Raw genomic sequence first — 21,136 nt, 5'->3', positions numbered from 1 at the left:
CGCGCGCACTGATGGCACACGTCATTCTGTGAGCGACGATACAAAAAAAGTATCCGCGAGCTTTAGCTCGTTCTGCCGCAACAACAAATCCCTTGCAAATCCACATCACAGCCATAAAGCATGGAGTATTTTTAATTAGACAATGAATACGTGCGGATAACACAGCATTTTAATGCATACACGCAATAGTAAAGAATTTGCCAAGAGCATGATTTGACTTGTATCCGCATTATTTCATGCTGTGACCGATCTGATCGGCAGAGATTTGCTGAGGTGGAATACCATCTCAGCAAAATTTATAGGCGTTACCGCCGTATTTTCACTGAGTAAAACAATATGGAACAAATGTAAGGTGTGACAACAGCCAAATATACAACCGACAGGTGCCGCACGCCGTTACCAGCGCGCGGCATTACAACTTTACGCTTCTACCAGGAACCGACTACGCATTTCGAGATGCAATGCGTGGCAGAAGTGGGTGCAATAAATCCAGAAAGCGCCAACATGATCGGCCTTGAAAGTGACCGATTGAGTTTGCTGCGGATTTACAACAAAGCAAATGTTATAGGTTGGAAGTGCGAAACCATGCGTCAAATCTTCAACCTTGTCGTAGTTGGTCAAAGTGATGGTGACTTCATCACCTTTTTTTACCTTGATGATAGGCATACTGTAGTTTGGCGCCTGCGACATCAGCCGCACATGAACCTTGTTGCCCTTGCGTTCGATACCGGCGGTCTCCGGCTTGACCACATTTGGAAAATCTTCCAAGTTGTATATCTGTCGCGTTTTGACGAGGTCGCGTCGCACGATGATGCCGTCATGCGGCTCTGAATACGCGGAATGATCTGCAAGGTGCTTGATTTTCTCGCCGCTGATGTCAAACAGCTGCTCTGTCTCAGGATGCAAAGGTCCGACTGGCAGAAAACGATCCTTGGAAAATTTATTCCCCGAATTCATGTACTTCCCATCGCATTCTTTAGTTTCACCCATCGACGAATAGAGATGGCCGGGCTGGTAATGCACGTCTATTTTTTCGATGATGGGATTTACCGATTTATCCCCTTTGAACTGTGCAATCGCTTTGTCAACATTCCACTTTGTAGTCTGGCTATCCAGAAACAGCGAAGTGTATGCATTGCCTTTACCATCGAAGCAGGTATGGAGTGGACCGAGGCCGACCTCAGGCTCTGCCACGACTGCATCACGTTCAGTTTTCAGTTCGCCAGCAAACCATTTAGCCACCAGAGATTGGTCAATTACTGTGGCAGTTGGCGACAGCTTGCCGGAACAAACGAAGTACTTTCCGTCCGGGCTGGCATTGACGCCATGCGGATTTTTTCCGACTGGGACATAACAAGTTATTGATGTTTTCGGGTCCGGGTTGGCAGCTTTGCGGCCATCGACCACCGGCACTTTGGACGAACCGATCATGGTGAACTTGCCATCCTTGACCAGCTTTTCGACGCGCGCCACATCAAAAAATACGCAGGCATCGCGTTCGGCCGCCATCATTTCGGTCAAGGTTGCGCCGTTTTCTGTGTTGTACTGATTCGCGGCAGCGAATTTGCCATCGTAGGACGTAGCCACCAGATCCAAATTGCCGTCGACGCGACACTGCCAGCGCACTTCCATCGTGCTGGCATCCACACAGGTGAGCATGCAGCCCCATTTGCTCGGATCATCCAGATCGCGGCCATCGTTAGGCAGCGGGATATGGAATTCGGAACCACAGAAAACTCGGGTTGTGTAATTGATTGCCGCATCAACAGGATCGCGCTTGTCCGGAAAATTGCCGTGGAAACCCATCACGTTAGGGAGTTGGACAATCTTGTCGCACTCCATCGTATCCATGCGAACGCGTGCTAATCGAGAATGAATCTTGTCGTTGACAAACAGCCACCGACCATCATAGGTGCCATCTTTGTAGCTGCCGTGTACATGATGCGTATCGCCAGTTGTGTACAGGAGGGTGCCATCGGGCTTGGTGCCCATGATCGCTCTTGATTCATTGGTAATGCCCCAGCCCAACATGCAATCGGTATTGAATACTGGAATCCGCTTTAAGGTACGACCGGAAGGCATGCCCAATATCCGCATTTCTCCGCCATGTCCTGCGCTGGTAAAAGAATAGTATTCATCCAGTTGACCAGGAGCAATTTCAATACCACCACCGGAAACGGGTTTAGCCGCGCTCACAGGTTTCTTCGTAGCGACTTCTTCCTTACAGCCGCTCAAACCAAGCGATACACCTGCACCAGCCAATCCTAGCAACGCACTGCGTCCCAGAAAACTGCGCCGATTTCCGAGCTTCGGTGCATCTTCAACCACCATCTTCTTCTCAACGTTATCCATCTGAGCTTTTCCTTTGTGCTTGCTATTAGTTAGTTGAACTTCGGGCTGAGCATATTATTTGCTTCTCAAATGCCACCCTACGCATTATCAACTTTAGAAACGATAAAAAACATGATCCATATCAATATGGAAATCCCATTTATCAATTCAAGTTTGTGCAATATACACTCAAAGAAAAGGCGCGGAGACAGAATTGTAATTTTTCGTAACATATTGATATAAAAGAATTACCATCAATAAACTTGTTCGAAATATATTTATATTCTTGCCCTTACAGTGCCATTTCGACTGCCTTAGCAATTGCAGTTAAAAGCACATCTAACCTTCGTCAGAAAATATAACTCGCGCCACTAAAGCTACTTCAAGCAAACACCGTTTCCATCCGTTACGCTTACCTTGATCGGAATTCCTGCCTGAATGCTTTGGGAAACGGTACAAAATTCTTCAAACTGCCCCAGCACGCGATCAAGATGCTTAATACTCGCGCCATCCTGAGCGAACTGAATCATGACGTCGATCTGCAACACGCGCAGTCGATTGTTGGCGTTACGGTCGATAGTGCAAGTCGCCTTGGTTGTGATACCGCCCGCATCCTGCCCGTATTTTTTCAGCGAAAATAGCAAGCTCGCCGATAGACAATTGGCAGCTGCAGTCAACAACATGTGCGCCGGCGCCGGGCCATTCCCCTCGCCCATCGGTGCCGGCTCATCCACTAGCAAATCCGGAACCGCATCGCCGAAATCCACCAGGAATTGATAATTTTCTTTCTGCGTGATGGTGATGCTTACTGTTTCAATCATTTTGCTTTTCCTTTGTTGGATTATTGCCGGCCGAACTTGCATTCGCAGCGCCATTCCTGGCCGTTGAAACGACTTGAATATTACTCCTTTTTACAATAAGATAGTAATTGATTACTTACTTAAAAATAAAAATGCCAAATACAGAGCGCCCAAAATCCAGGCTGTCGTCTGAAGCACGCCAAGCCGATATTGTTCAAATTTTATTAACGCTGGCAGCGCATCGCAGCCCCGCCGATATCACCACCATGGACATTGCAAAAGCGATTGGCCTTACGCAAGGGGCGGTATTTCGCCATTTCCCAACCAAGGAAGCTATCTGGCTTTCCGTGCTGGACTGGGTGCAGCAAAGCTTGCTGGGCAAGATTGGAGAAGCGGCCCAATCAACGCCCGATCCGCTACAGGCCTTGCGGGCCGTTTTCAGAGCACATGTACGGTTCGTTGAAGCGTATCCAGGGGTTCCGCGCATCATCTTTCATACGTTGCAACAGCCGGGCGACTCGCCACTCAAGCAACGGGTTCAGGTCATCCTGCAAGGTCATAGGAAAACTGTAATGGGCCTTTTGCAACAAGCAAAACTGCAAGGACAAGTCGCAGCCGAGCTTCAGATCGAATGCGCAAGCGCGCTATTTTTAGGCGCGATCCAGGGGCTCGTAATGCAATCAATGGCATCCGGCGCAACGGCAGATATGGGCAAACTATCCGAAGGCGTACTGGAGGTTTTTTTAACTGGTATAGAAAAAAGAGAGAAATCATGACGCGCTCTCTTTTTCCGAAAAAATTTGTACTAGCCGGGCTGGCTGCCTTAATCGTGATCGGGCTGGGTTGGCTGGTGCTGCAATACGGGCCAATGGCGCCAAACCGGGTAACCGCTGCCACCGCAGAAATCGCCGACTTGCACACTTCTATTTTTGGCATCGGCACCGTCGAGGCACAACGCAGTTATGCCATTGGCCCCACCGCTGCCAGCAGAGTCAAACGCGTGTTGGTGGATGTAGGCGACGCAGTGCAAGCGGGACAATTGGTCGCTGAAATGGACCCGGTCGACCTTGATGAACGCGCCACAGCGGCCCAATCTGCGCTGCAAAGAGCGCGCTATGCAGTCGAGGGCGCTGCGGCGCAGATTCGTGACACCGAAGCACGTCACAAGGTTGCCGCCAGCAATGCCGCACGTTATGTAGCATTGGGCAAACAGGCATTCCTCAGCCCTTCTGCGGTCGAGGCCAAGCAGCAAGAGGCGATGTCGACGCAAGCAGGGGTTGCCACTGCCCGCGCCGCATGGGATGCAGCCAGACAGGAAATCGGCCGTCTGGACGCAGAACAGGCGGCAGTAAGCAAGCAGCGCAGCAATCTTTTGCTCAAAGCGCCGGTTGCCGGCATCGTGACAGCGCGCGACGCAGAACCGGGCACCACTTTGGTGGCTGGACAAAGCGTGGTACGGATGATCGATCCCGCCAGTATTTGGGTTAAAACACGGATCGACCAGGCGCGCTCTGGCGGACTGCAAACTGGCTTGCCTGCCAGCGTGCTATTGCGTTCGCACCCGCACGACGCCTTTGACGGAAAAATTGCGCGTATTGAACCTAATAGCGACAGTTTGACGGAGGAGCGTTTGGCAAGCGTTACTTTCAACCAGATCCCGCAGGCAATCACACTGGGCGAACTGTCCGAAATCACGATTACGTTGCCGGTCATTGCCTCAGCTCTGACCATTCCCAATGCGGCACTGCGCCAAATCGGCGGCGTGGACGGCGTTTGGCAATTGCGTGACGGGCAACTCAAGTTCCAGCCGATCCGTATTGGCAAGCGCGCACTGGATGGCAAGGTGCAAGTATTGTCAGGACTGACAAAGGGCGACCAGCTGATCGTGCATAGCGAGCGTGAATTGCATGAAGGCGACAAAGTCCGCATCGTGAAATCCCTCGCAAAGGGCGTTAAATGATCAGCTTGGCCGGACGCGACATCCTGCACTCCTGGGCCAAGTACGTGTATACCGGGATTGGATTGGGCTTATTGATCGGCGTGACACTCTCCATGGCAGGAATCTACCGCGGCATGGTGGATGATGCGCACGTTCTATTAAGAAATAGCGGTGCCGATATCTGGGTAGTGCAGCAGGATACGCTGGGCCCGTATGCGGAGCCTTCCAGCCTGCGCGACGATATCTATCGGACAATTTCAGGCTTGCCCGGCGTTGCCCAGGCAGCCAACGTCACCTACCTGACCATGCAGGTACAGCAGACGGGACAAGATGCGCATGATGTGCGCGTGATGGCAGTCGGCTTCGAGCCTGATCAACCGGGGCAACCGCTGTATCTCAGCCAGGGCCGATTTATTACCCGCAGTCACTATGAAGCCGTAGCCGATAGTAAAACCGGCTTCAAGCTCGGCGACCGCATCAAAATTCGACGGCACGAATACACCGTGGTCGGGCTGACCCAACGCATGGTCTCGTCGGGCGGCGATCCGATGCTATTCATTGCGCTAAAAGATGCGCAGGAAGCGCAATTTCAAAAGGATAACGACGCCATCTTGAACGAACGCGCGCGCAGCGCCGCCAATCCGGCGTTCAACCGGCCCGGAGCACCAGGTTTGCTGGAAGCCGTCCAAGGGTTGCAGACCACCAGTCATAGCGTCAATGCGATTCTGGTGCGCGTCAAAGACGGCTGGAATCCAACTGAAGTCGCAGAGAATATACGGCGCTGGAAGCATCTGCAGGCATATACCCTGCTCCAGATGAAGGAAATTCTGGTAGCCAAACTGATTGCCACTTCAGCCAAACAGATCGGCTTGTTTCTGGTCATTCTGGCCGTGGTCAGCGCCGCCATCGTGTCCTTCATCATTTACACCATGACGATGGGCAAAATTCGGGAACTCGCGGTGCTCAAGCTTATTGGCACCACCAATCGCACCATCGCCGGCATGATTTTGCAGGAATCGCTGGGCTTGGGCGTTATCGGCTTTGTCATCGGCAAAATCGTAGCCACCTTGTGGACGCCGTTCTTTCCCAAATATGTGCTGCTGTTGAGTTCAGACGCCATTTTGGGTTTCCTGGCCGTGATGGCGGTGTGCGCGCTGGCCAGCATCATGGCGATTCGTGCCGCGCTCAAGGTCGATCCTGCAACCGCGATTGGAGGATGAGATTGGATAATCAAATACGCACTCCGGCAATCGAATTACGCGGGCTACGCAAACGCTACGGCGAAGGCGACACCGCTTTCGAGGCACTCAAAGGTGTCGACATGACCGTATATCCGGGTGAAGTGGTGGGGCTGATCGGTCCCAGCGGATCGGGCAAGAGCACCCTGCTCAAATGCCTGGGCGCAGTGATCGAGCCCACCGGCGGCACCATGCTGCTCAACGGGAAAACGATCTTTGACCAGAATAGATGGTGCATCAAGGACTTGCGTGCGCTGCGGCGCGACAGCATCGGCTTTGTATTCCAGGCGCCCTACCTGATTCCGTTTCTCGATGTCACCGACAACGTGGCCCTGTTGCCGATGTTGGCGGGCAAACCCAATGGCGTCGCCCGCGCCCGGGCGCTGGAACTGCTGCAAGCGCTGGATGTTGCGCACCGCATTAAAGCCAGTCCGTCCGAGCTTTCCGGCGGCGAGCAACAGCGCGTGGCGATTGCCCGCGCCCTAGCCAACCGCCCTCCGGTCATTCTGGCGGATGAACCCACCGCGCCGCTCGATAGCGAACGCGCGCTGGGCGTCATGCGCATCCTCAATGACATGGCGCAGAAATATCAGACCGCCATCGTGGTGGTCACACATGACGAAAAAATCATTCCCACTTTCAAGCGGATTTACCACATACGTGATGGCAAAACCTATGAAGAGGCTGGCGAAGGGCGAGATTTTTAATCTTTATTTTTAATCTTTAGATACGCATTTAGATACGTAAAAAGATTATTGATTAACCGGTAGTGCAGGCCTTCGTGCCTGCGCCTGGCGGTAGGCACGGCGGCCTCGACTACTTAAATTCCGTCATTCTCGGCATTTAAATTATACAAATTAATATATCGTTTTTTTATAATATGTTTTAAAATAAAGCGTACTGAATTTGGGTATCAAATTAAAGAAATTCATGAAAACAACCACACTGAACATTGCGCAAATGCGCGAAGCCGCCGGGCAAGCCACGACGATGCTGCGGGTGCTGGCAAACGAAGATCGCCTGCTGCTGCTGTGCCAACTGACACAGGGCGAAGCGTGCGTGAGTGAGCTTGAGGAATTGCTGGGGATTCGCCAACCGACGTTATCGCAACAATTAAGCGTGTTGCGCAATGAAGGCATTGTTTCGACCCGGCGCGAGGGTAAAAAGATTTTTTATCAACTGGATGAAGGACCCGCGCTGACCTTGCTCAACACGCTGTACGGCTTGTATTGCCCGATTGAGTGAAGTGGCTCGTTGTGATAGAAAATCAGCATACTAGATAAGGTATTTTTACTTACCGCATTGTTTATATGCGGCAAATAGATGTTATTTAAAAACAACATGGGAGTATCTAATACTCAAAGCAATGCAGCGCATTATCGCTGTTCCGTAAGTCATTTTATTTTTACAACAACCGGGAGTCTGCAATGAAACACAACGTAGGTGGCATCGACCGCAGTATTCGCATCATCGCTGGGCTGGTCATTTTGAGTTTGTTCTTTGTGCTGGGCGAAAACACACGCTGGTGGGCGCTGCTCGGCTTCGTTCCGTTGCTGACCGGTTTTATCGGATGGTGTCCGGCTTATCTGCCATTTGGCATCCGCACCTGCAAGATGCGGAGAGACTGATGCAAAATCGCTGCAAGCAATCCCCTAAGCGGATCGCGTTGGCAACCCAGACTTGGGGCATGGTTGCAGCGATGTTTTTTCTGGGTGCGGTATTCGGGCCAACTGCAACTGCCGCTGCAGCGCAGCCGGCTACAGCTTCTTATAGTGTCGCCTATCGCGATGTCCCGGAAACGATCAGCGCCGAGGGCGTTGTCGAAGCGGTGCGTCAATCAACGCTGGCAGCGCAAATCTCCGGCCAAATCGTCGAACTCAGAGTCAATCCCGGCGACAGCGTCAAGGCCGGACAAATTCTGGTGCGCATCGACCCGCGCGCCGCACAACAAGCACTGTCGGGCAGCCAGAGTCAGGTCGCAGAAGCGCAGGCAGGCTTGAATAATGCAATGCGCAGCTTCGAGCGCAGCAAAAAACTGTTTGCACAGAAATTCATCAGCCAAGCCGGGCTGGATCAGGCCCAGGCTGATTACAACGTGGCGCAAGCCCGCGTTGCTGCGTTGCAAGCTGGCGCAGGTCAGGCCTCCACCGCCAAAACATTCACCGTTATTACCGCGCCGTATGCGGGCGTAGTCGGCGCCACTTCGGTTGAAGTAGGCGACATGGCCACGCCCGGTTTGCCGCTGGTGACGTTGTTCGATCCGGCCGCGATGCGCGTGACTGCGACGCTGTCGCAATCGAGTCTGCGCGACATCAAGCTGCAAATGCCGGCCCGCGTCGAGTTCCCTGCCCTGAAACAATCCGTCACCGCCAGGCAAATCACGCTGATTCCGCTGGCGGACAGCCGCACCCATACCGCCAAGCTGCGGCTGGATCTGGGTCAAGTGGCGGGATTGCTTCCAGGGCAGTTTGCCCGCGCCTATTTTGTCACCGGCATGGTGCGCAAGCTGGTCGTGCCGGCGCAAGCGGTACTGCGCAGAAGTGAAGTGACTGCGGTTTATGTTCTGGGTAGCACGCAGCCGCAACTGCGCCAGATTCGCGTTGGCGAAACGTCTGCCAACGGTTTTATCGAAGTATTGGCCGGCTTGCGCGCTGGCGAACGTATCGCCCAGGACCCGATCAAGGCGGGCTTGATTTCCAGCGCTAGCGCCACGGCACAACTCGATGATAAATAAGAATATGGGTATTGCCGGTCGTCTTTCCAAATTCTTCCTGCATTCGCAACTGACGCCGCTCATTGCGTTGGTGGCGCTGCTGCTCGGCTTGTTCGCGGTGCTGGTCACGCCGCGCGAAGAAGAGCCGCAAATCAATGTAACGATGGCGAATGTGCTGATCCCGTTTCCCGGTGCCTCAGCCAAAGACGTCGAAGCCCTGGTGGCGACTCCTGCCGAGCAGGTGATTTCGCAAATTCAGGACTTGGAGCATGTATTTTCCGTCTCCAAACCCGGCATGGCGATCATCACCGCCCAGTTCAAGGTCGGCATTCCGCGCACCGAAGCGCTGGTGCGGCTGTACGACACCATCCACTCGCATCGCGACTGGCTGCCGCGCGAACTCAACGTCGGCGAACCGCTGGTCAAACCGATGGGTATCGACGATGTTCCGGTGCTGTCGCTGACGCTCTGGACCAAGGATGCCGAGCGCGGCGCGTATGCGCTGGAACGTGTGGCGCACGCGATGGAAGTTGAATTGAAACGGGTGCCGGGCACGCGTGAAGTCAGCACCATCGGCGGCCCGGGGCGCGTAGTGCGCGTTCTGCTCGACATCGACCGGCTCAATGCCTATCATCTGGCCGTGGGCGACATCCGGCAAGCGCTGCTGGGCGTCAATGCCGCATTGCCGTCCGGTCAGCTGATATCAGACAACGCCACGCTGGAAATCCAGACCGGCAATTTCCTCGCCAATGCCAAAGAAGTCGGTGCGTTGATCGTCGGCGTCACCGCCGGCAATCCAGTCTCGCTGTCGGATGTGGCGCAAATTGTCGATGGGCCGGCACCACCGTCTAAATATGTCTGGTTTGGGGTGGGCAAAGCAACCGCCAGCAAAAATATTAAAACGGGTAGCGAATTCCCGGCAGTGACGATGACGATCACCAAAAAGCCGGGCCAAAACGCGGTGCAGGTGGCGCAGCAAGTGGTTCAGCGCGTGGCTGAACTGCGCAATACCGTGATTCCGGCCGGAGTTGAAGTCAGCATCACGCGCAACTACGGCGAAACTGCCAACGACAAGGCGATGAAGCTGATTCAGAAGCTGATTTTTGCTACCTCTGCGGTAGTGGTGTTGGTGTTTTTCGCGCTGGGCATGCGCGAAGCGGCGATTGTCGGCATTGCCGTCGTCCTGACCCTGGCAGCAACCTTGTTCGCCTCCTGGGCCTGGGGTTTTACCCTGAACCGGGTATCGCTGTTTGCACTGATTTTTTCCATCGGGATTCTGGTCGATGATGCGATTGTGGTGGTTGAAAACATTCACCGGCACCGCCAGCTTTACCCGGATAAATCGTTGGCCGAGATCATTCCGGCAGCAGTCGATGAAGTCGGCGGGCCGACCATACTTGCCACCTTTACCGTGATTGCAGCGTTGCTGCCGATGGCTTTCGTCACCGGCCTGATGGGGCCGTACATGAGCCCGATCCCGATCAATGCCAGCATGGGCATGCTGATCTCGCTGGCGATTGCGTTCACCGTCACCCCTTGGCTGGCGCACCGGCTTTCCCACCAGAACCTTGCCACTGCCGCCCATTCTTCCAATACCGACAGCAAGTTGCAGCGCTGGTTCAGCATCTTGTTGCTGCCGTTTCTGGCAGCCAAAAAAGCGACGCGCAACCGGCGTCTGTTATGGGCTGGCGTGTTGCTGGCGATCCTGATTTCGGTCAGTTTGGCTGCAGTGCAGTTGGTGGTGCTGAAGATGCTGCCGTTCGATAACAAGTCGGAATTTCAGGTCGTGGTCGATATGCCGGTCGGCACACCGGTCGAAAATACCGCCGCCGTACTGCACGAAATGGGCGCGTACCTGTCAACGGTAGCCGAAGTCACCGACGTGCAGGCGTATGCCGGCACTGCTGCGCCGATCAATTTCAATGGATTGGTGCGGCAATATTATTTGCGCCAGGCTCCTGAATTCGGCGATGTGCAAGTCAACTTGGTCGATAAGCACCAGCGTGATCGCAAGAGTCACGAAATCGCCGGCGCGGTGCGCGTCCCGTTGGAGCAGATTGCCGCCCGGCATGGCGCAAAAGTGAAGGTAGTCGAAGTTCCGCCCGGCCCGCCCGTGATGTCGCCGCTGGTGGCTGAAATCTACGGCCCCGACGAGGCCGGCCGCCATGCGCTGGCGAAACAGGTGCGACAGGCATTCAGCCAGACTGCCGACATCATCGGCATCGACGATTCGATCGAGGACAACGCACCCAAAGTCGTGTTGCGGGTCGATCAGCGCAAGGCGGCGCTGCTGGGCATCGCTGCCGCCGACGTGGTGCAAACGGTGCGGGTTGGGCTGGACGGCGAAGACATTACGGCGCTGCACGACGGGCAATCCAAGTACAGCGTGCCGGTGCGGCTGAACCTGCCGCCGGAAAAACAGGCCCGGCTGGCCACTCTGCTGACGATGACGGTGAAGTCCGCCAACGGCGACAACGTGCCGCTGTCCGAACTGGTCAAAGTACAGCCGACCACGCGCGAAAAAACCATATATCACAAGGATTTGCTGCCGGTGACCTACGTGATGGGCGACATGGCGGGCAAACTCGATAGCCCGCTGTATGGCATGTTTGCAGTACGTGGCAAGCTCGGTAGTCTGACTGCCGCACAAGGTGCGCCGCTGGGCGAATATTTCATCAGGCAACCGTCCGACCCGTATCGCCAGTTCGCGCTGAAATGGGATGGCGAGTGGCAGATCACCTATGAAACCTTCCGCGACATGGGCCTGGCCTATGCGGTCGGTCTGGTGCTGGTGTACATCCTAGTGGTGGCGCAGTTCGGCTCGTACCTGACGCCGCTGATCATCATGGCGCCGATTCCGCTGACGATCATCGGCGTGATGCCGGGCCATGCGCTGCTCGGCGCGCAATACACCGCCACCTCGATGATCGGCATGATCGCGCTGGCCGGAATTATCGTGCGCAACTCGATTCTGCTGGTCGATTTCATTAATCTTCAGGTGGCCCAAGGCATTGCGTTTGTCGACGCCATCGTCCATGCAACCGCGGCGCGCGCCAAACCGATTGTGCTGACCGGCTTGGCCGCGATTATCGGCGCGCTGTTCATTCTGGATGACCCGATTTTCAATGGCTTGGCAATATCGCTGATTTTCGGGATTTTTGTTTCCACCCTGCTCACGCTGGTGGTGATTCCGGTGCTGTATTACACGGCCAACCGGAACAAGTTTGCTTGATTCATATTATTTGAGGAAGGTTTGCCATGAATACCAACCGTATGGTGCGCATTTTCGCCGGGATTTTCATCCTGGCTTCATTGGCACTGGGCGTGCCGGAGAGCCCACTTTTCGTCAGCAAAACCTTTTTGTGGTTCACTGTTTTTGTCGGCGCCAATCTGCTGCAAAGCGGATTCACCCAGTTTTGCCCGCTGGAGATTTTCCTGAAAAAGCTCGGCGTGCGGCAAGTCTGACGCCCAACGCAGGTCGCGCATCCTGCATGTACTCATATCGGTATGCGATAAAACCATGCCAAATCCGCATAATTATATTGCCACTCAAAAAATACCCAGGCCAATTTACCTAAAAATTAATCCAACAGAGCGCTTGGATGCGCTGCTGGAGCAATGGGCTGCAGCAGCATTGCTTACACTTGAATTACCAGTGCGGGGTCGAACGCGGCGTTCTCGGCGATGCCGTCACGCGCATAGCCGCGCGGATTGCAAACGATGCGGGTGTTTGCAACCTGGTAGTCATAACTGTCATGGGTATGGCCATGCACCCACAACGCCGGCTTCCAGCGTGCGATGTGCGCGTCGAGATCGGATACAAAACAGGCGTTCAACAAGGAACCGGCGTATTTCGGATTGATGCTACCGCGGGAAGGCGCGTGATGCGTGACCACGACGGTGCTGCCGTTAAAAGGCTCGGCAAATTTCGTCTCCAGCCAGCTGACCGACTGATCGAAGATCCCGCGCGAAATGGCAGGACTGAACAGCGTATCGGCAGCATCGCCTACCGTGATCCGGCTGAAATCCCTGATCGACTGGCTGGCTTCGGCAACCGAGGCGGCGCGCATCTCTGCGGTCGGGAACAGGCGGAAATCGGTCCACAACGTACACCCAAGAAAGCGCACGCCGCCGATGCGGATTTCATCCCGATCCAGCACATGAATGTTGCTGCCATGGGAACTCTGCCGTAATGCGGACAGGACGCCGCTCAAACTGGCGCCGTAGAATTCGTGATTACCGGGAACGTAAATCACCGGCACCGCAAATTGCCGGGCCCAGTCTATCGCCTGCTGCGGCCGCGCCACATCGCCGGCCAGAATCACCAGATCGCAATCAGACTCCGGCACCGGCATTGCGGCGACCGTCAGGTGCAGATCAGAAAGAATAGCCAGGCGCATAATATTTTTCGCTCATCAAGCAAACTCGGCCAAAGATTTTTGGAATGTAATACTTACATGGGTACCATGTAAATATTATGTTTTTACGCATTACTTTAGAGCAGTTTAAAAAATACCCCACTCTTTTTTACCTCCGGTTCGGGCCGTATGTATAAACCAGAGCACCGGGATCGCTATCGACAAGACAACCAGGCCCCTGCCCGCTATAAGCTGATCATCCAACAAATAAGCATTGCACAGCCTGACCGTGGTGTCTTGATACAGCATGCCGACAATTGCCATCATCCAGGCAAAATTTCCAAGAAAGAAAAGCTGGGTAACCCGATTCGCGCGCAGCAAAGTGCCGGGCAGCGCCAGGCCGGCGATGAAGAATGTGGCGAACTTCAGGATTTCTGCTGCGGGCGACAGCAGCACATCATCGAGCGCCTTGGGGATCATCCAATACGCGCTCAGCAGTAAAAAAAAGGATAGCGCGACAATCCCGTATTCGTCCATTTTCCAGAGCCGATAAGCGGCCAGGCGAGCGATGCCGCGTTGCAGTCTGATCGGGGTGTTTTGTGCGCTGCATGCGTTGCGTAGAGCGAACGCACACGCAACACCCGCGCCCAGCAGCATGGGCATTTGCACCAGCATATGCAAAGCCATTGAGCGTTCCAGCGTAAATCTGAACGCGGCCGCAATCGTCAGCAGCAACGCGCCCAATAACGCGGCTAAAAGTCCTTGGTTAGATTGTTTCATCGCCCCTGATCGATACCATGCAACTGCACTAAAGGTGGTAACTGCGGCGGCAGCGCTATCTGTGCCAACAAGGCGTCCGGTTGGCCGATATCGATTATTTGCGACAGCTGCGCATGGGGCGTCACCACATGGTAAGCCGCATTGTGCTCAAATTCATCCCAAGGCGCAGGGATGACCATGATGCCAAAAGCATCTAGCAAAGCCTGACGCTGCCGGGTATCGGGCACGCTGGCAAATTGCCATACATCGGCTTGCGCGTGCATGCGCTGGGCATAGCGGGCCAGTTGTTCAGGCGTATCGCGTGGGTCGAAACTGATACTCAATAATCGAATCCGATGCTCCAGCCCATTCGCATGGATGGTTTGCTGCAATTGCTGAAATTCAGTCCCCATGGCTGAACACACTGTATTGCAACGGGTATAAATAAAATTGACGATGGCGGTGCGTCCATCCGAACGCAGCGCCTGTGCCAACGATGCCGCAGCGCCGGTTTCAAACCGGATCGCGGCATCCGGAATGCGCCTTGGCCGCTCGGCAATGGAAAGCCGGCGTGACTGCTCACTGGTGACGACGCGAAATCCATCCGTCACCTGGTAAAAAGCCCCGATCCCGAGGCCCAATACCAACAGTAGCGCAGCCAGCATTTTGTACACGCTACGCACTACTTTAGCTTGCCCAATTCATCATCGCCATTCCACGGTTGTTTGCGATCCTTACCGGCTTCGCGCTCGGTCTTCACTAGCGCCGCATCCACCTTGCCGGCGGCATTGCCGAAATTGGAACGGACGTGGGTCAATACCGCAGCGATCTCTGCATCGTTCAATTTATCCTGAAAGGCCGGCATTTGGCCGTTGTAGACAGCACCCTTGACCGTCAGGCTGCCGGATATGCCATGCAACAGGATTTGCGCTGCTACCGATTCCTTGCCAGCGACCCATTCGGATGCGGCCAATGGCGGAAAGACGCCGGGCAAGCCGGTCCCGCTAGCCTGATGGCATGCAACGCATTGCGCGGCGTAAATCTGCGCTCCATCGACGGGGCCAGTTTTGGCTCCGGTCTGCGCGGTGAGATCGGCTATGGTGCGGTTATCGCCCAACTCAGGCGGGTCACTCAAATTGGAAGTCGCAAGATAATAAATACCCCAGCTAAATACGAGCGCAATCATTACGATGATAAAGCGCGGAATCGGGTGATTGCCTTCATACGGATCAGGCTGCTCTCTTTGCTGCGCTTCAATTCTCTTCTCGCGGTCTGTCATGCTAAAACTCCAAAATGTAGTCCACTCACAGGCATCGCTGTTATGCCCTGCTTTTTGCTTTTATATTATTTTATTTCTTGCCGGCGGGAGCCGGGAAGACCGGATACGTATGATCCAAACCGATCAGATATTGCACCAGATCCAGTGCCTCCGGCCTGGCCACAACCACCTTGCCCGGAGGCGCATAAGCAGGCGGCAATGTCACCACCTTCTCGCCCGCTCCGGCCTTGTCCTTGATCTCGAACATATAAGGATAAGACGGCATGATGCTGCCCTCTGCATAAGCGCGCGGTTGATACAGGTGACCAAGATGCCAATCCACGCTCGGCTGCCGGGCGCCGATGTTGAGCAGATCCGGGCCGGTGCGCGCAGTGCCGAGCAAATGCGGAGCGTCGTAGTAATAATCGGCAGCAACTGACGCCCGGCCCCAGCCGCGCAGGGCATCCGGTGCCTGGGATTTATCGCGCGGCTGTTGCGAATGGCAATAAATGCAACCGTTCTTGATGTACTGATCGCGGCCGCGCAATTGTGCCGAGGTATAAGGATTCAGGCCGGCAAGAGGTTTCAGATCCGATAGTTGTAAAAAGGGAAGCACCACCAGCGTCGTGGTTGCCAATGCCAGCGTTATCATTGCACCGCTCAAGAGTTTGACTTCGTTTTCCATGATCAGACTCCGGCTAATGTTGAAGCAGGCATTGCAGCCGGTTTATGAAACAGCGCAGCACCGGTGCGCTGCGGGCCATGACGTAGCGCCATGGTCGCGAAATGGAATGCAAACACCAGATGCCCCAGCGTCATGATCGCGCCGCCCACCGAGCGACTTTGCAAATACGGGATCGTCACGCGCACCGACTCCATGAATGGCTTGGATGCGTCCAGCATGGCCAATCCTTGTAGCCAGCCGCCAATCGACAGGCCGACGAAGTAAATCGCAAATCCGACCACGACCAGCCAGAAATGCAGTGAAATCAGTTTCGGGTATGGCCACTCCCACGACATGACGCGCGGCATTACGAAATAAATTGCGCCAAACATGACCATCGAAAAGAAACCATACAAGCCCAGATGCGCATGTGCCACGGTGAAATGGGTGAAATGGGCAACGGTACTGACACTGCGCAACGCCTCTATCGAACCTTGCAGCGAACTCAGCGTATACATCATGCCGCCCAGCACAATGAAGCGTAGCGTCGGCGAATAAATCAGCGTTTTGAAATGACCGCGCATGGTCAGATGCTGGTTGATTGAAAACGAAACGACCGGCACTATCATCATCATGCTTTGCACAATCGATAGCGTAATCAGCCAGCCGGGCACCGGGCCGCCGACCAAATGATGCCCGCCTACCTGACCGTAAAAAAATGCCAGCGCCCAGAAACCCAGCAGCGACAAGTTGTACGACTGTATTGGACGACCGATAATTTTTGGCAAGAAATAATACACAGAAGCCAGCGCCAGCGGAGTGTAAAACAATCCCAGAACGTTATGACCGAACCACCAGTTCATGGTCGCCTGTTCCACGCCGAAATGCACGCCCGGTATATTCCCGATCAAAAATAAAGTGGGAAACCAGAACAATGCTGCGCCCATGTACCAGACGGATACATAGAGATGCTTTACGCGTCGATTTTGCAAGGTAAAAACCAGTGGCAATGCAACCAGCGCTCCGCCCATGACCAGCAGAATATCGACTTGCCACGGAATTTCGAGCCACTCCAGGCCATCATTCAAGCCCACCGCGATACAACCCAGGCCGGCAATCAGGCCAGTATTCCAGAGCATGACGCCCAGCATCGCAAAGCGCCCGCCCATCAGCTTGGTTTTCAGCAGCCGCGGCAACAACCAGATTGCAATACCCAATCCCGCCATTGGCGCCCAGCCATAGGCAACCGCGTTCAGATGGATGGTGCGCAGACGGCCAAAGGTGAGCCAGGCTTGCGCAGTGAGCCAATCCGGCTCATGCAATTTTATCGAACTGGTCAAGCCGGCGACTGAAGCCAAAACCAGCCATACCACAGCGCATGACAGGAACACAAAGGTCACGAACGCCGTCGATCGATCGGCCTGAACCCGTTCTTCCAACTCTTGTTTCAGCGTTGCAGCTTGCCCAGAATCAGGCAGCGGCAGATGCGTGCTGTCGACCGTTTTCTGTAAACCGGCGCGTTGTTCCGAAGTCGCCGCAGGCTCTTCAACCTGGCCGATTTCTCCTTCTGAAAAAATCACATTGGCGGCAGCCGGATTGTCGTCAAATAATTTTTTTCGCAACGACCAAATAAATACAAACAATCCGGTTACAGATAGAACAAAAGAAAATAGCAATATTGTTATTGTTTCCATGGCACTTAATAAGAAATATGTACAAATTAAAAAAAAGAAAACAGCATCGCCATGCTGATTTTGGCGATTTATTTAATGCAAGAAATAAAGTTAAAACCGAACCGGGCCGACCATCCTGAAAGCACTATAGGTAATGGCAGTGCGTGAATGGGACCTGGTTCGGCGAATAATGCCACCAACGGTGGAAACGCGTATTCCTACTAAATACTGCGCAACCGCTGGAACATTCTTAATTCATGAGCGGCAACACCACAAAGGCGCACAACAATACCCACACAATGCCGCCTACGGCAAATGCTGCAAAGCTCATCGATTGCGCCTCGATCTGCTCGTCCATTTTAAAAATTCTAAAGGTGCCGTAATACAGCATGCTGACTGCAGCCAAAAATCCGAGAATAACGACACTGATCATTGCCCACAAATTGGGTATCGCCAACCCTAAACTGGAGAGCCACATCGGCACGCCGGTAATCGCGGCAAGCAAGAAAGCATCCTTGAAATCAACCGACAATTTATGCACTGACGCTATGTTCTTGATGATCCAACCCATGAGCGGAACCGTAAATAACTCTGCTATCAGGAACACCAGCGCTACATCCTGCCAACGCGAAAACGCCGCATCCATTAAATATACCGACGCATGATGGCTACCGGCATACAGCAGCATCGCTGGCGGAATCAGCGAAAAAGGTAAAACCAGTAGTAAAAAAGTTTTGAGCACCGAAGGATGCACGGCACCGACTTTGTCCCAGCCATCATTGAAAGAAAATGGCATTTTTGAATAATTTGACTGGCTCATTTTAAGAATCTCCTTGGTTATCGTACAAAGTCTTCGATTACGCTTTACCAACCGTCACTACCACGAAAAATTTTTGATAAAAATTTTTATTGCTCTGATTAATTTAAATGATTCGGATCAAGGCACCTGGTATTTATATCAATGTATGATACAAACGCAGCGAAGTCTAATCTATATTTTTGGGTTCTGCTTGGTAACCCACACCCACGCCACCTCATTGGAAAATACCGCAACCAAAATTCCGACAGTGCATTCTTCCTGTAGGAATAGTTGGATTGTGATAAGCGCAAATCACACACACTTGGTGAAACAGCATCTTTGCAACGTTATTTACACCCTATCCGCACCAATGATAATATCATGTTGTGATATAAATTTCAAAATTCTCTCGTCGTGGACGGATCAATCCATCTATTGTCAAGTTGATACAGAAGCAAGCCAATCCGGATTTCCAAGGTTATGATCGACTCTGATCTCATTCATCTTTCCAACACGTGATGACCAATCCCCTACCTATCGACGCTCTTTCCAAGCTGGATTACGAATTGCTGGCGGATTTTCGATATCAACTCCGACGATTTCTACGCTTCAGCGAAGAAATCTCGCAAACCCGTGGAATCACTCCACTTCAATATTTGCTGTTATTGCAGGTCAAGGGTTACCCGGGACGAGAATGGGCAACCATCGCCGAACTGGCCGAGCGCCTGCAATCGCATCATCACGGTGTCGTCGCACTAACGTCGCGTTGTGAAAAAGCGGCACTGGTAGCGCGCCGTCCGGGCCGTGATGATGGGCGCTGCGTCGAGGTCTATCTGCTGCCGAAGGGCGAAGAACTATTGCGGCAACTGGCCGTGCTGCACCGGGATCAACTGGTCGATCTGCAGCACATGCTGAAAATTCCGAGCGAGAATATCCTGAAGCGATTCAGCTAGGAATCGGTCCGACTGACGCTGCGCCAGACCGATTATCCAGGCGATCGCAATCACTTACGGCTAGCAATGCCATAGACGGGCCTGCACTTCGTGCAAACGCGATATTTTTCACTCCGTTTTTTGGCGCCGATGGCATATTGAGTCATCCCGCCGATCAAATATTTACCCGGGGGCGGTCTGCTTTTTGACTTTGCAACTGTGAAGTAGATATATGACGCATGAGCTTGTATGAAAACATACAAACCCGACAAGACCTCTACATGCCAACCGCAGCGACATGCGGTTTTCCTCCGGCAATACAAGGACTTACGCGCACTCCGGCAGATTGGCACGCAACTTGCTGAATATCGATCAAGCGACGTTCCCATCCACTAACGCCTTTCGCCTGCCGGAGCCATCAATGCACACGTTCCCGATCTACCTGGACTACTCCGCTACCACACCGGTGGACCCGCATGTCGCCGCAAAAATGATTCCGTACCTGACGCAGTGCTTTGGCAATCCGGCCAGCCGCTCGCATTCATTCGGCTGGGATGCAGAGCAAGCGGTGCAAGTCGCGCGCGAGCAAGTGGCGGCACTTGTGAATGCCGATCCGAAGGAAATCATCTGGACCTCGGGCGCCACCGAATCGAACAATCTGGCGCTCAAGGGCGCCGCCTATTTCAACCAGGGCAAAGGTAAGCACCTGGTGACGGTCAAGACCGAGCACAAGTCGGTGCTGGACACCATGCGCGAGCTGGAGCGGCAAGGCTTCTCCGTAACCTATCTGGATGTCGAGCCGAACGGCTTGCTTAATCTCGACCGCTTCACAGCCGCGCTGCGGCCCGACACGATCCTGGCTTCCGTCATGCTCGTCAACAACGAGATCGGCGTGATCCAGGACATTGCGGCGCTCGGCGACATCTGCCGCGCGCGCGGCGTGCTGCTGCACGTGGACGCAGCCCAGGCCACCGGCAAGGTGGAAATCGACCTTGCCAGGCTCTCGGTGGACCTGATGTCATTTTCAGCGCACAAGACCTATGGCCCGAAAGGCATCGGCGCGCTGTATGTGCGCCGCAAGCCACGGGTGCGGCTGGAGGCGCAGATGCACGGCGGCGGCCATGAACGGGGTCTGCGCTCGGGCACGCTGGCCACGCACCAGATCGTCGGCATGGGTGCAGCGTTCGAACTCGCGCGCACCGGCTTGGGCGCCGAAAACGCTCGCATCCGCATGCTGCGCGACCGCCTGCACGCCGGTTTTTCTGATCTGGAGGAAGTGTTCGTCAACGGCGACCTGGAACAGCGCGTGCCGCACAACCTGAACCTCAGCTTCAACTATGTCGAAGGCGAATCGCTGCTGATGGCGATCAAGGAAATCGCGGTATCGAGCGGTTCGGCCTGCACCTCGGCCAGTCTGGAACCGTCTTACGTGCTGCGCGCGCTGGGGCGGTCCGACGAACTGGCGCACAGCTCGATCCGCTTTACGCTGGGCCGCTACACCACGGCCCTGGAAATCGATTTCACCGTCGACCTGATCAAGCAAAAGGTCGGCAAGCTGCGCGATCTGTCGCCGTTGTGGGACATGTACCAGGAAGGCATCGACTTGAGCACGCTGCAATGGGCCGCGCATTGACGCGTTCTTTTATCAAACCGGAAGCCCGACAACGGGCAT

20 protein-coding genes are annotated in these 21,136 nt (G+C 54.1%); 11 read left to right on the top strand and 9 right to left on the bottom strand.

Translation table 11 applies throughout. The annotated features are described in order from the left end of the window. Nucleotides 1–420: 420 nt before the first annotated feature. Both nosZ and KGFNPO_RS08055 read right to left on the bottom strand, forming a co-directional pair. Nucleotides 421–2,352 (bottom strand): TAT-dependent nitrous-oxide reductase, encoded by a 1,932-nt coding sequence (nosZ, locus tag KGFNPO_RS08060; RefSeq protein ID WP_472634240.1) that lies wholly within the window; start codon nucleotides 2,350–2,352, stop codon nucleotides 421–423. A 356-nt stretch (nucleotides 2,353–2,708) separates the two neighbouring features. Next, nucleotides 2,709–3,152, bottom strand: a complete 444-nt coding sequence (locus KGFNPO_RS08055) for an OsmC family protein (protein WP_472634239.1) — start codon at nucleotides 3,150–3,152, stop codon at nucleotides 2,709–2,711. 107 nt (nucleotides 3,153–3,259) lie between these two features. On the opposite strand from KGFNPO_RS08055, the gene KGFNPO_RS08050 reads away from it, so the two are divergent. The 9 genes from KGFNPO_RS08050 (at nucleotide 3,260) to KGFNPO_RS08010 (ending at nucleotide 12,486) form a co-directional block, all read left to right on the top strand. Further along, a complete protein-coding gene (locus KGFNPO_RS08050) occupies nucleotides 3,260–3,907 on the top strand; it encodes a TetR/AcrR family transcriptional regulator (protein WP_472634238.1) in 648 nt (215 codons plus the stop codon). Then, nucleotides 3,904–5,091, top strand: coding sequence for an efflux RND transporter periplasmic adaptor subunit (locus KGFNPO_RS08045; protein WP_472634237.1), 1,188 nt, complete (start codon nucleotides 3,904–3,906; stop codon nucleotides 5,089–5,091). The genes KGFNPO_RS08050 and KGFNPO_RS08045 overlap by 4 nt, the downstream gene beginning before the upstream one ends. Further along, nucleotides 5,088–6,290 carry an ABC transporter permease gene (locus KGFNPO_RS08040; RefSeq protein WP_472634236.1) on the top strand — a complete coding sequence of 401 codons (1,203 nt, stop codon included), beginning with the start codon at nucleotides 5,088–5,090 and terminating at the stop codon, nucleotides 6,288–6,290. The genes KGFNPO_RS08045 and KGFNPO_RS08040 overlap by 4 nt, the downstream gene beginning before the upstream one ends. Nucleotides 6,291–6,292: 2 nt before the next feature. Next, nucleotides 6,293–7,015: an ABC transporter ATP-binding protein gene (locus tag KGFNPO_RS08035; protein ID WP_472634235.1), complete on the top strand. Its 723-nt coding sequence runs from the start codon at nucleotides 6,293–6,295 to the stop codon at nucleotides 7,013–7,015. Nucleotides 7,016–7,238: 223 nt separating this feature from the next. Then, entirely contained in the window at nucleotides 7,239–7,553 is a 315-nt protein-coding gene (locus tag KGFNPO_RS08030; protein WP_472634234.1) for a metalloregulator ArsR/SmtB family transcription factor, read from the top strand. Nucleotides 7,554–7,735: 182 nt separating this feature from the next. Then, a complete protein-coding gene (locus tag KGFNPO_RS08025; protein ID WP_472634233.1) occupies nucleotides 7,736–7,936 on the top strand; it encodes a YgaP family membrane protein in 201 nt (66 codons plus the stop codon). Then, a complete protein-coding gene (locus KGFNPO_RS08020; RefSeq protein WP_472634232.1) occupies nucleotides 7,936–9,042 on the top strand; it encodes an efflux RND transporter periplasmic adaptor subunit in 1,107 nt (368 codons plus the stop codon). Before KGFNPO_RS08025 ends, KGFNPO_RS08020 begins: the two co-directional genes overlap by 1 nt. Continuing rightward, nucleotides 9,032–12,253 carry an efflux RND transporter permease subunit gene (locus tag KGFNPO_RS08015; RefSeq protein WP_472634231.1) on the top strand — a complete coding sequence of 1,074 codons (3,222 nt, stop codon included), beginning with the start codon at nucleotides 9,032–9,034 and terminating at the stop codon, nucleotides 12,251–12,253. The genes KGFNPO_RS08020 and KGFNPO_RS08015 overlap by 11 nt, the downstream gene beginning before the upstream one ends. Nucleotides 12,254–12,279: 26 nt before the next feature. Then, a complete protein-coding gene (locus KGFNPO_RS08010) occupies nucleotides 12,280–12,486 on the top strand; it encodes a YgaP family membrane protein (protein WP_472634230.1) in 207 nt (68 codons plus the stop codon). A 173-nt stretch (nucleotides 12,487–12,659) separates the two neighbouring features. Here KGFNPO_RS08010 and KGFNPO_RS08005 read toward each other — a convergent pair whose 3' ends face one another. The 7 genes from KGFNPO_RS08005 to KGFNPO_RS07975 all read right to left on the bottom strand — a co-directional run bounded on the left by KGFNPO_RS08005 (nucleotide 12,660) and on the right by KGFNPO_RS07975 (nucleotide 18,604). Next, nucleotides 12,660–13,421 (bottom strand): metallophosphoesterase family protein, encoded by a 762-nt coding sequence (locus KGFNPO_RS08005; RefSeq protein ID WP_472634229.1) that lies wholly within the window; start codon nucleotides 13,419–13,421, stop codon nucleotides 12,660–12,662. 105 nt (nucleotides 13,422–13,526) lie between these two features. Continuing rightward, nucleotides 13,527–14,159, bottom strand: a complete 633-nt coding sequence (locus KGFNPO_RS08000; RefSeq protein ID WP_472634228.1) for a hypothetical protein — start codon at nucleotides 14,157–14,159, stop codon at nucleotides 13,527–13,529. Then, nucleotides 14,156–14,803, bottom strand: a complete 648-nt coding sequence (locus KGFNPO_RS07995; protein ID WP_472634420.1) for an SCO family protein — start codon at nucleotides 14,801–14,803, stop codon at nucleotides 14,156–14,158. The genes KGFNPO_RS08000 and KGFNPO_RS07995 overlap by 4 nt, the downstream gene beginning before the upstream one ends. 17 nt (nucleotides 14,804–14,820) lie before the next feature. Then, nucleotides 14,821–15,417, bottom strand: coding sequence for a c-type cytochrome (locus KGFNPO_RS07990; RefSeq protein WP_472634227.1), 597 nt, complete (start codon nucleotides 15,415–15,417; stop codon nucleotides 14,821–14,823). 70 nt (nucleotides 15,418–15,487) lie between these two features. Continuing rightward, nucleotides 15,488–16,081 (bottom strand): cbb3-type cytochrome c oxidase subunit II, encoded by a 594-nt coding sequence (locus tag KGFNPO_RS07985; protein ID WP_472634226.1) that lies wholly within the window; start codon nucleotides 16,079–16,081, stop codon nucleotides 15,488–15,490. Between the two features lie 2 nt (nucleotides 16,082–16,083). After that, nucleotides 16,084–17,754, bottom strand: coding sequence for a cbb3-type cytochrome c oxidase subunit I (locus tag KGFNPO_RS07980; RefSeq protein ID WP_472634225.1), 1,671 nt, complete (start codon nucleotides 17,752–17,754; stop codon nucleotides 16,084–16,086). A gap of 229 nt (nucleotides 17,755–17,983) precedes the next feature. Beyond that, a complete protein-coding gene (locus tag KGFNPO_RS07975; RefSeq protein ID WP_472634224.1) occupies nucleotides 17,984–18,604 on the bottom strand; it encodes a Yip1 family protein in 621 nt (206 codons plus the stop codon). 446 nt (nucleotides 18,605–19,050) lie between these two features. On the opposite strand from KGFNPO_RS07975, the gene KGFNPO_RS07970 reads away from it, so the two are divergent. Both KGFNPO_RS07970 and KGFNPO_RS07965 read left to right on the top strand, forming a co-directional pair. Beyond that, nucleotides 19,051–19,485, top strand: a complete 435-nt coding sequence (locus tag KGFNPO_RS07970; protein WP_472634223.1) for a MarR family winged helix-turn-helix transcriptional regulator — start codon at nucleotides 19,051–19,053, stop codon at nucleotides 19,483–19,485. 400 nt (nucleotides 19,486–19,885) lie between these two features. Next, complete coding sequence (locus tag KGFNPO_RS07965) at nucleotides 19,886–21,097, top strand: IscS subfamily cysteine desulfurase (RefSeq protein WP_472634419.1); 1,212 nt, start codon at nucleotides 19,886–19,888, stop codon at nucleotides 21,095–21,097. Nucleotides 21,098–21,136: the final 39 nt, after the last annotated feature.

It is taken from the genome of Gelidimonas diazotrophica, assembly GCF_055694025.1.
The sequence above is the reverse complement of the archived record's forward strand: the minus strand, read 5'-3'. Positions and strand labels throughout refer to the sequence as shown.

Excerpts from the sequence above, each read along its gene's own strand:
- nosZ (WP_472634240.1), bottom strand. The coding sequence starts at position 2,352 with ATGGATAACGTTGAGAAGAAGATGGTGGTTGAAGATGCACCGAAGCTC.
- KGFNPO_RS08055 (WP_472634239.1), bottom strand. The coding sequence starts at position 3,152 with ATGATTGAAACAGTAAGCATCACCATCACGCAGAAAGAAAATTATCAA.
- KGFNPO_RS08045 (WP_472634237.1), top strand. The coding sequence starts at position 3,904 with ATGACGCGCTCTCTTTTTCCGAAAAAATTTGTACTAGCCGGGCTGGCT.
- KGFNPO_RS08040 (WP_472634236.1), top strand. The coding sequence starts at position 5,088 with ATGATCAGCTTGGCCGGACGCGACATCCTGCACTCCTGGGCCAAGTAC.
- KGFNPO_RS08030 (WP_472634234.1), top strand. The coding sequence starts at position 7,239 with ATGAAAACAACCACACTGAACATTGCGCAAATGCGCGAAGCCGCCGGG.
- KGFNPO_RS08025 (WP_472634233.1), top strand. The coding sequence starts at position 7,736 with ATGAAACACAACGTAGGTGGCATCGACCGCAGTATTCGCATCATCGCT.
- KGFNPO_RS08020 (WP_472634232.1), top strand. The coding sequence starts at position 7,936 with ATGCAAAATCGCTGCAAGCAATCCCCTAAGCGGATCGCGTTGGCAACC.
- KGFNPO_RS08015 (WP_472634231.1), top strand. The coding sequence starts at position 9,032 with ATGATAAATAAGAATATGGGTATTGCCGGTCGTCTTTCCAAATTCTTC.
- KGFNPO_RS08010 (WP_472634230.1), top strand. The coding sequence starts at position 12,280 with ATGAATACCAACCGTATGGTGCGCATTTTCGCCGGGATTTTCATCCTG.
- KGFNPO_RS08005 (WP_472634229.1), bottom strand. The coding sequence starts at position 13,421 with ATGCGCCTGGCTATTCTTTCTGATCTGCACCTGACGGTCGCCGCAATG.
- KGFNPO_RS08000 (WP_472634228.1), bottom strand. The coding sequence starts at position 14,159 with ATGAAACAATCTAACCAAGGACTTTTAGCCGCGTTATTGGGCGCGTTG.
- KGFNPO_RS07995 (WP_472634420.1), bottom strand. The coding sequence starts at position 14,803 with ATGCTGGCTGCGCTACTGTTGGTATTGGGCCTCGGGATCGGGGCTTTT.
- KGFNPO_RS07990 (WP_472634227.1), bottom strand. The coding sequence starts at position 15,417 with ATGACAGACCGCGAGAAGAGAATTGAAGCGCAGCAAAGAGAGCAGCCT.
- KGFNPO_RS07985 (WP_472634226.1), bottom strand. The coding sequence starts at position 16,081 with ATGGAAAACGAAGTCAAACTCTTGAGCGGTGCAATGATAACGCTGGCA.
- KGFNPO_RS07980 (WP_472634225.1), bottom strand. The coding sequence starts at position 17,754 with ATGGAAACAATAACAATATTGCTATTTTCTTTTGTTCTATCTGTAACC.
- KGFNPO_RS07970 (WP_472634223.1), top strand. The coding sequence starts at position 19,051 with ATGACCAATCCCCTACCTATCGACGCTCTTTCCAAGCTGGATTACGAA.
- KGFNPO_RS07965 (WP_472634419.1), top strand. The coding sequence starts at position 19,886 with ATGCACACGTTCCCGATCTACCTGGACTACTCCGCTACCACACCGGTG.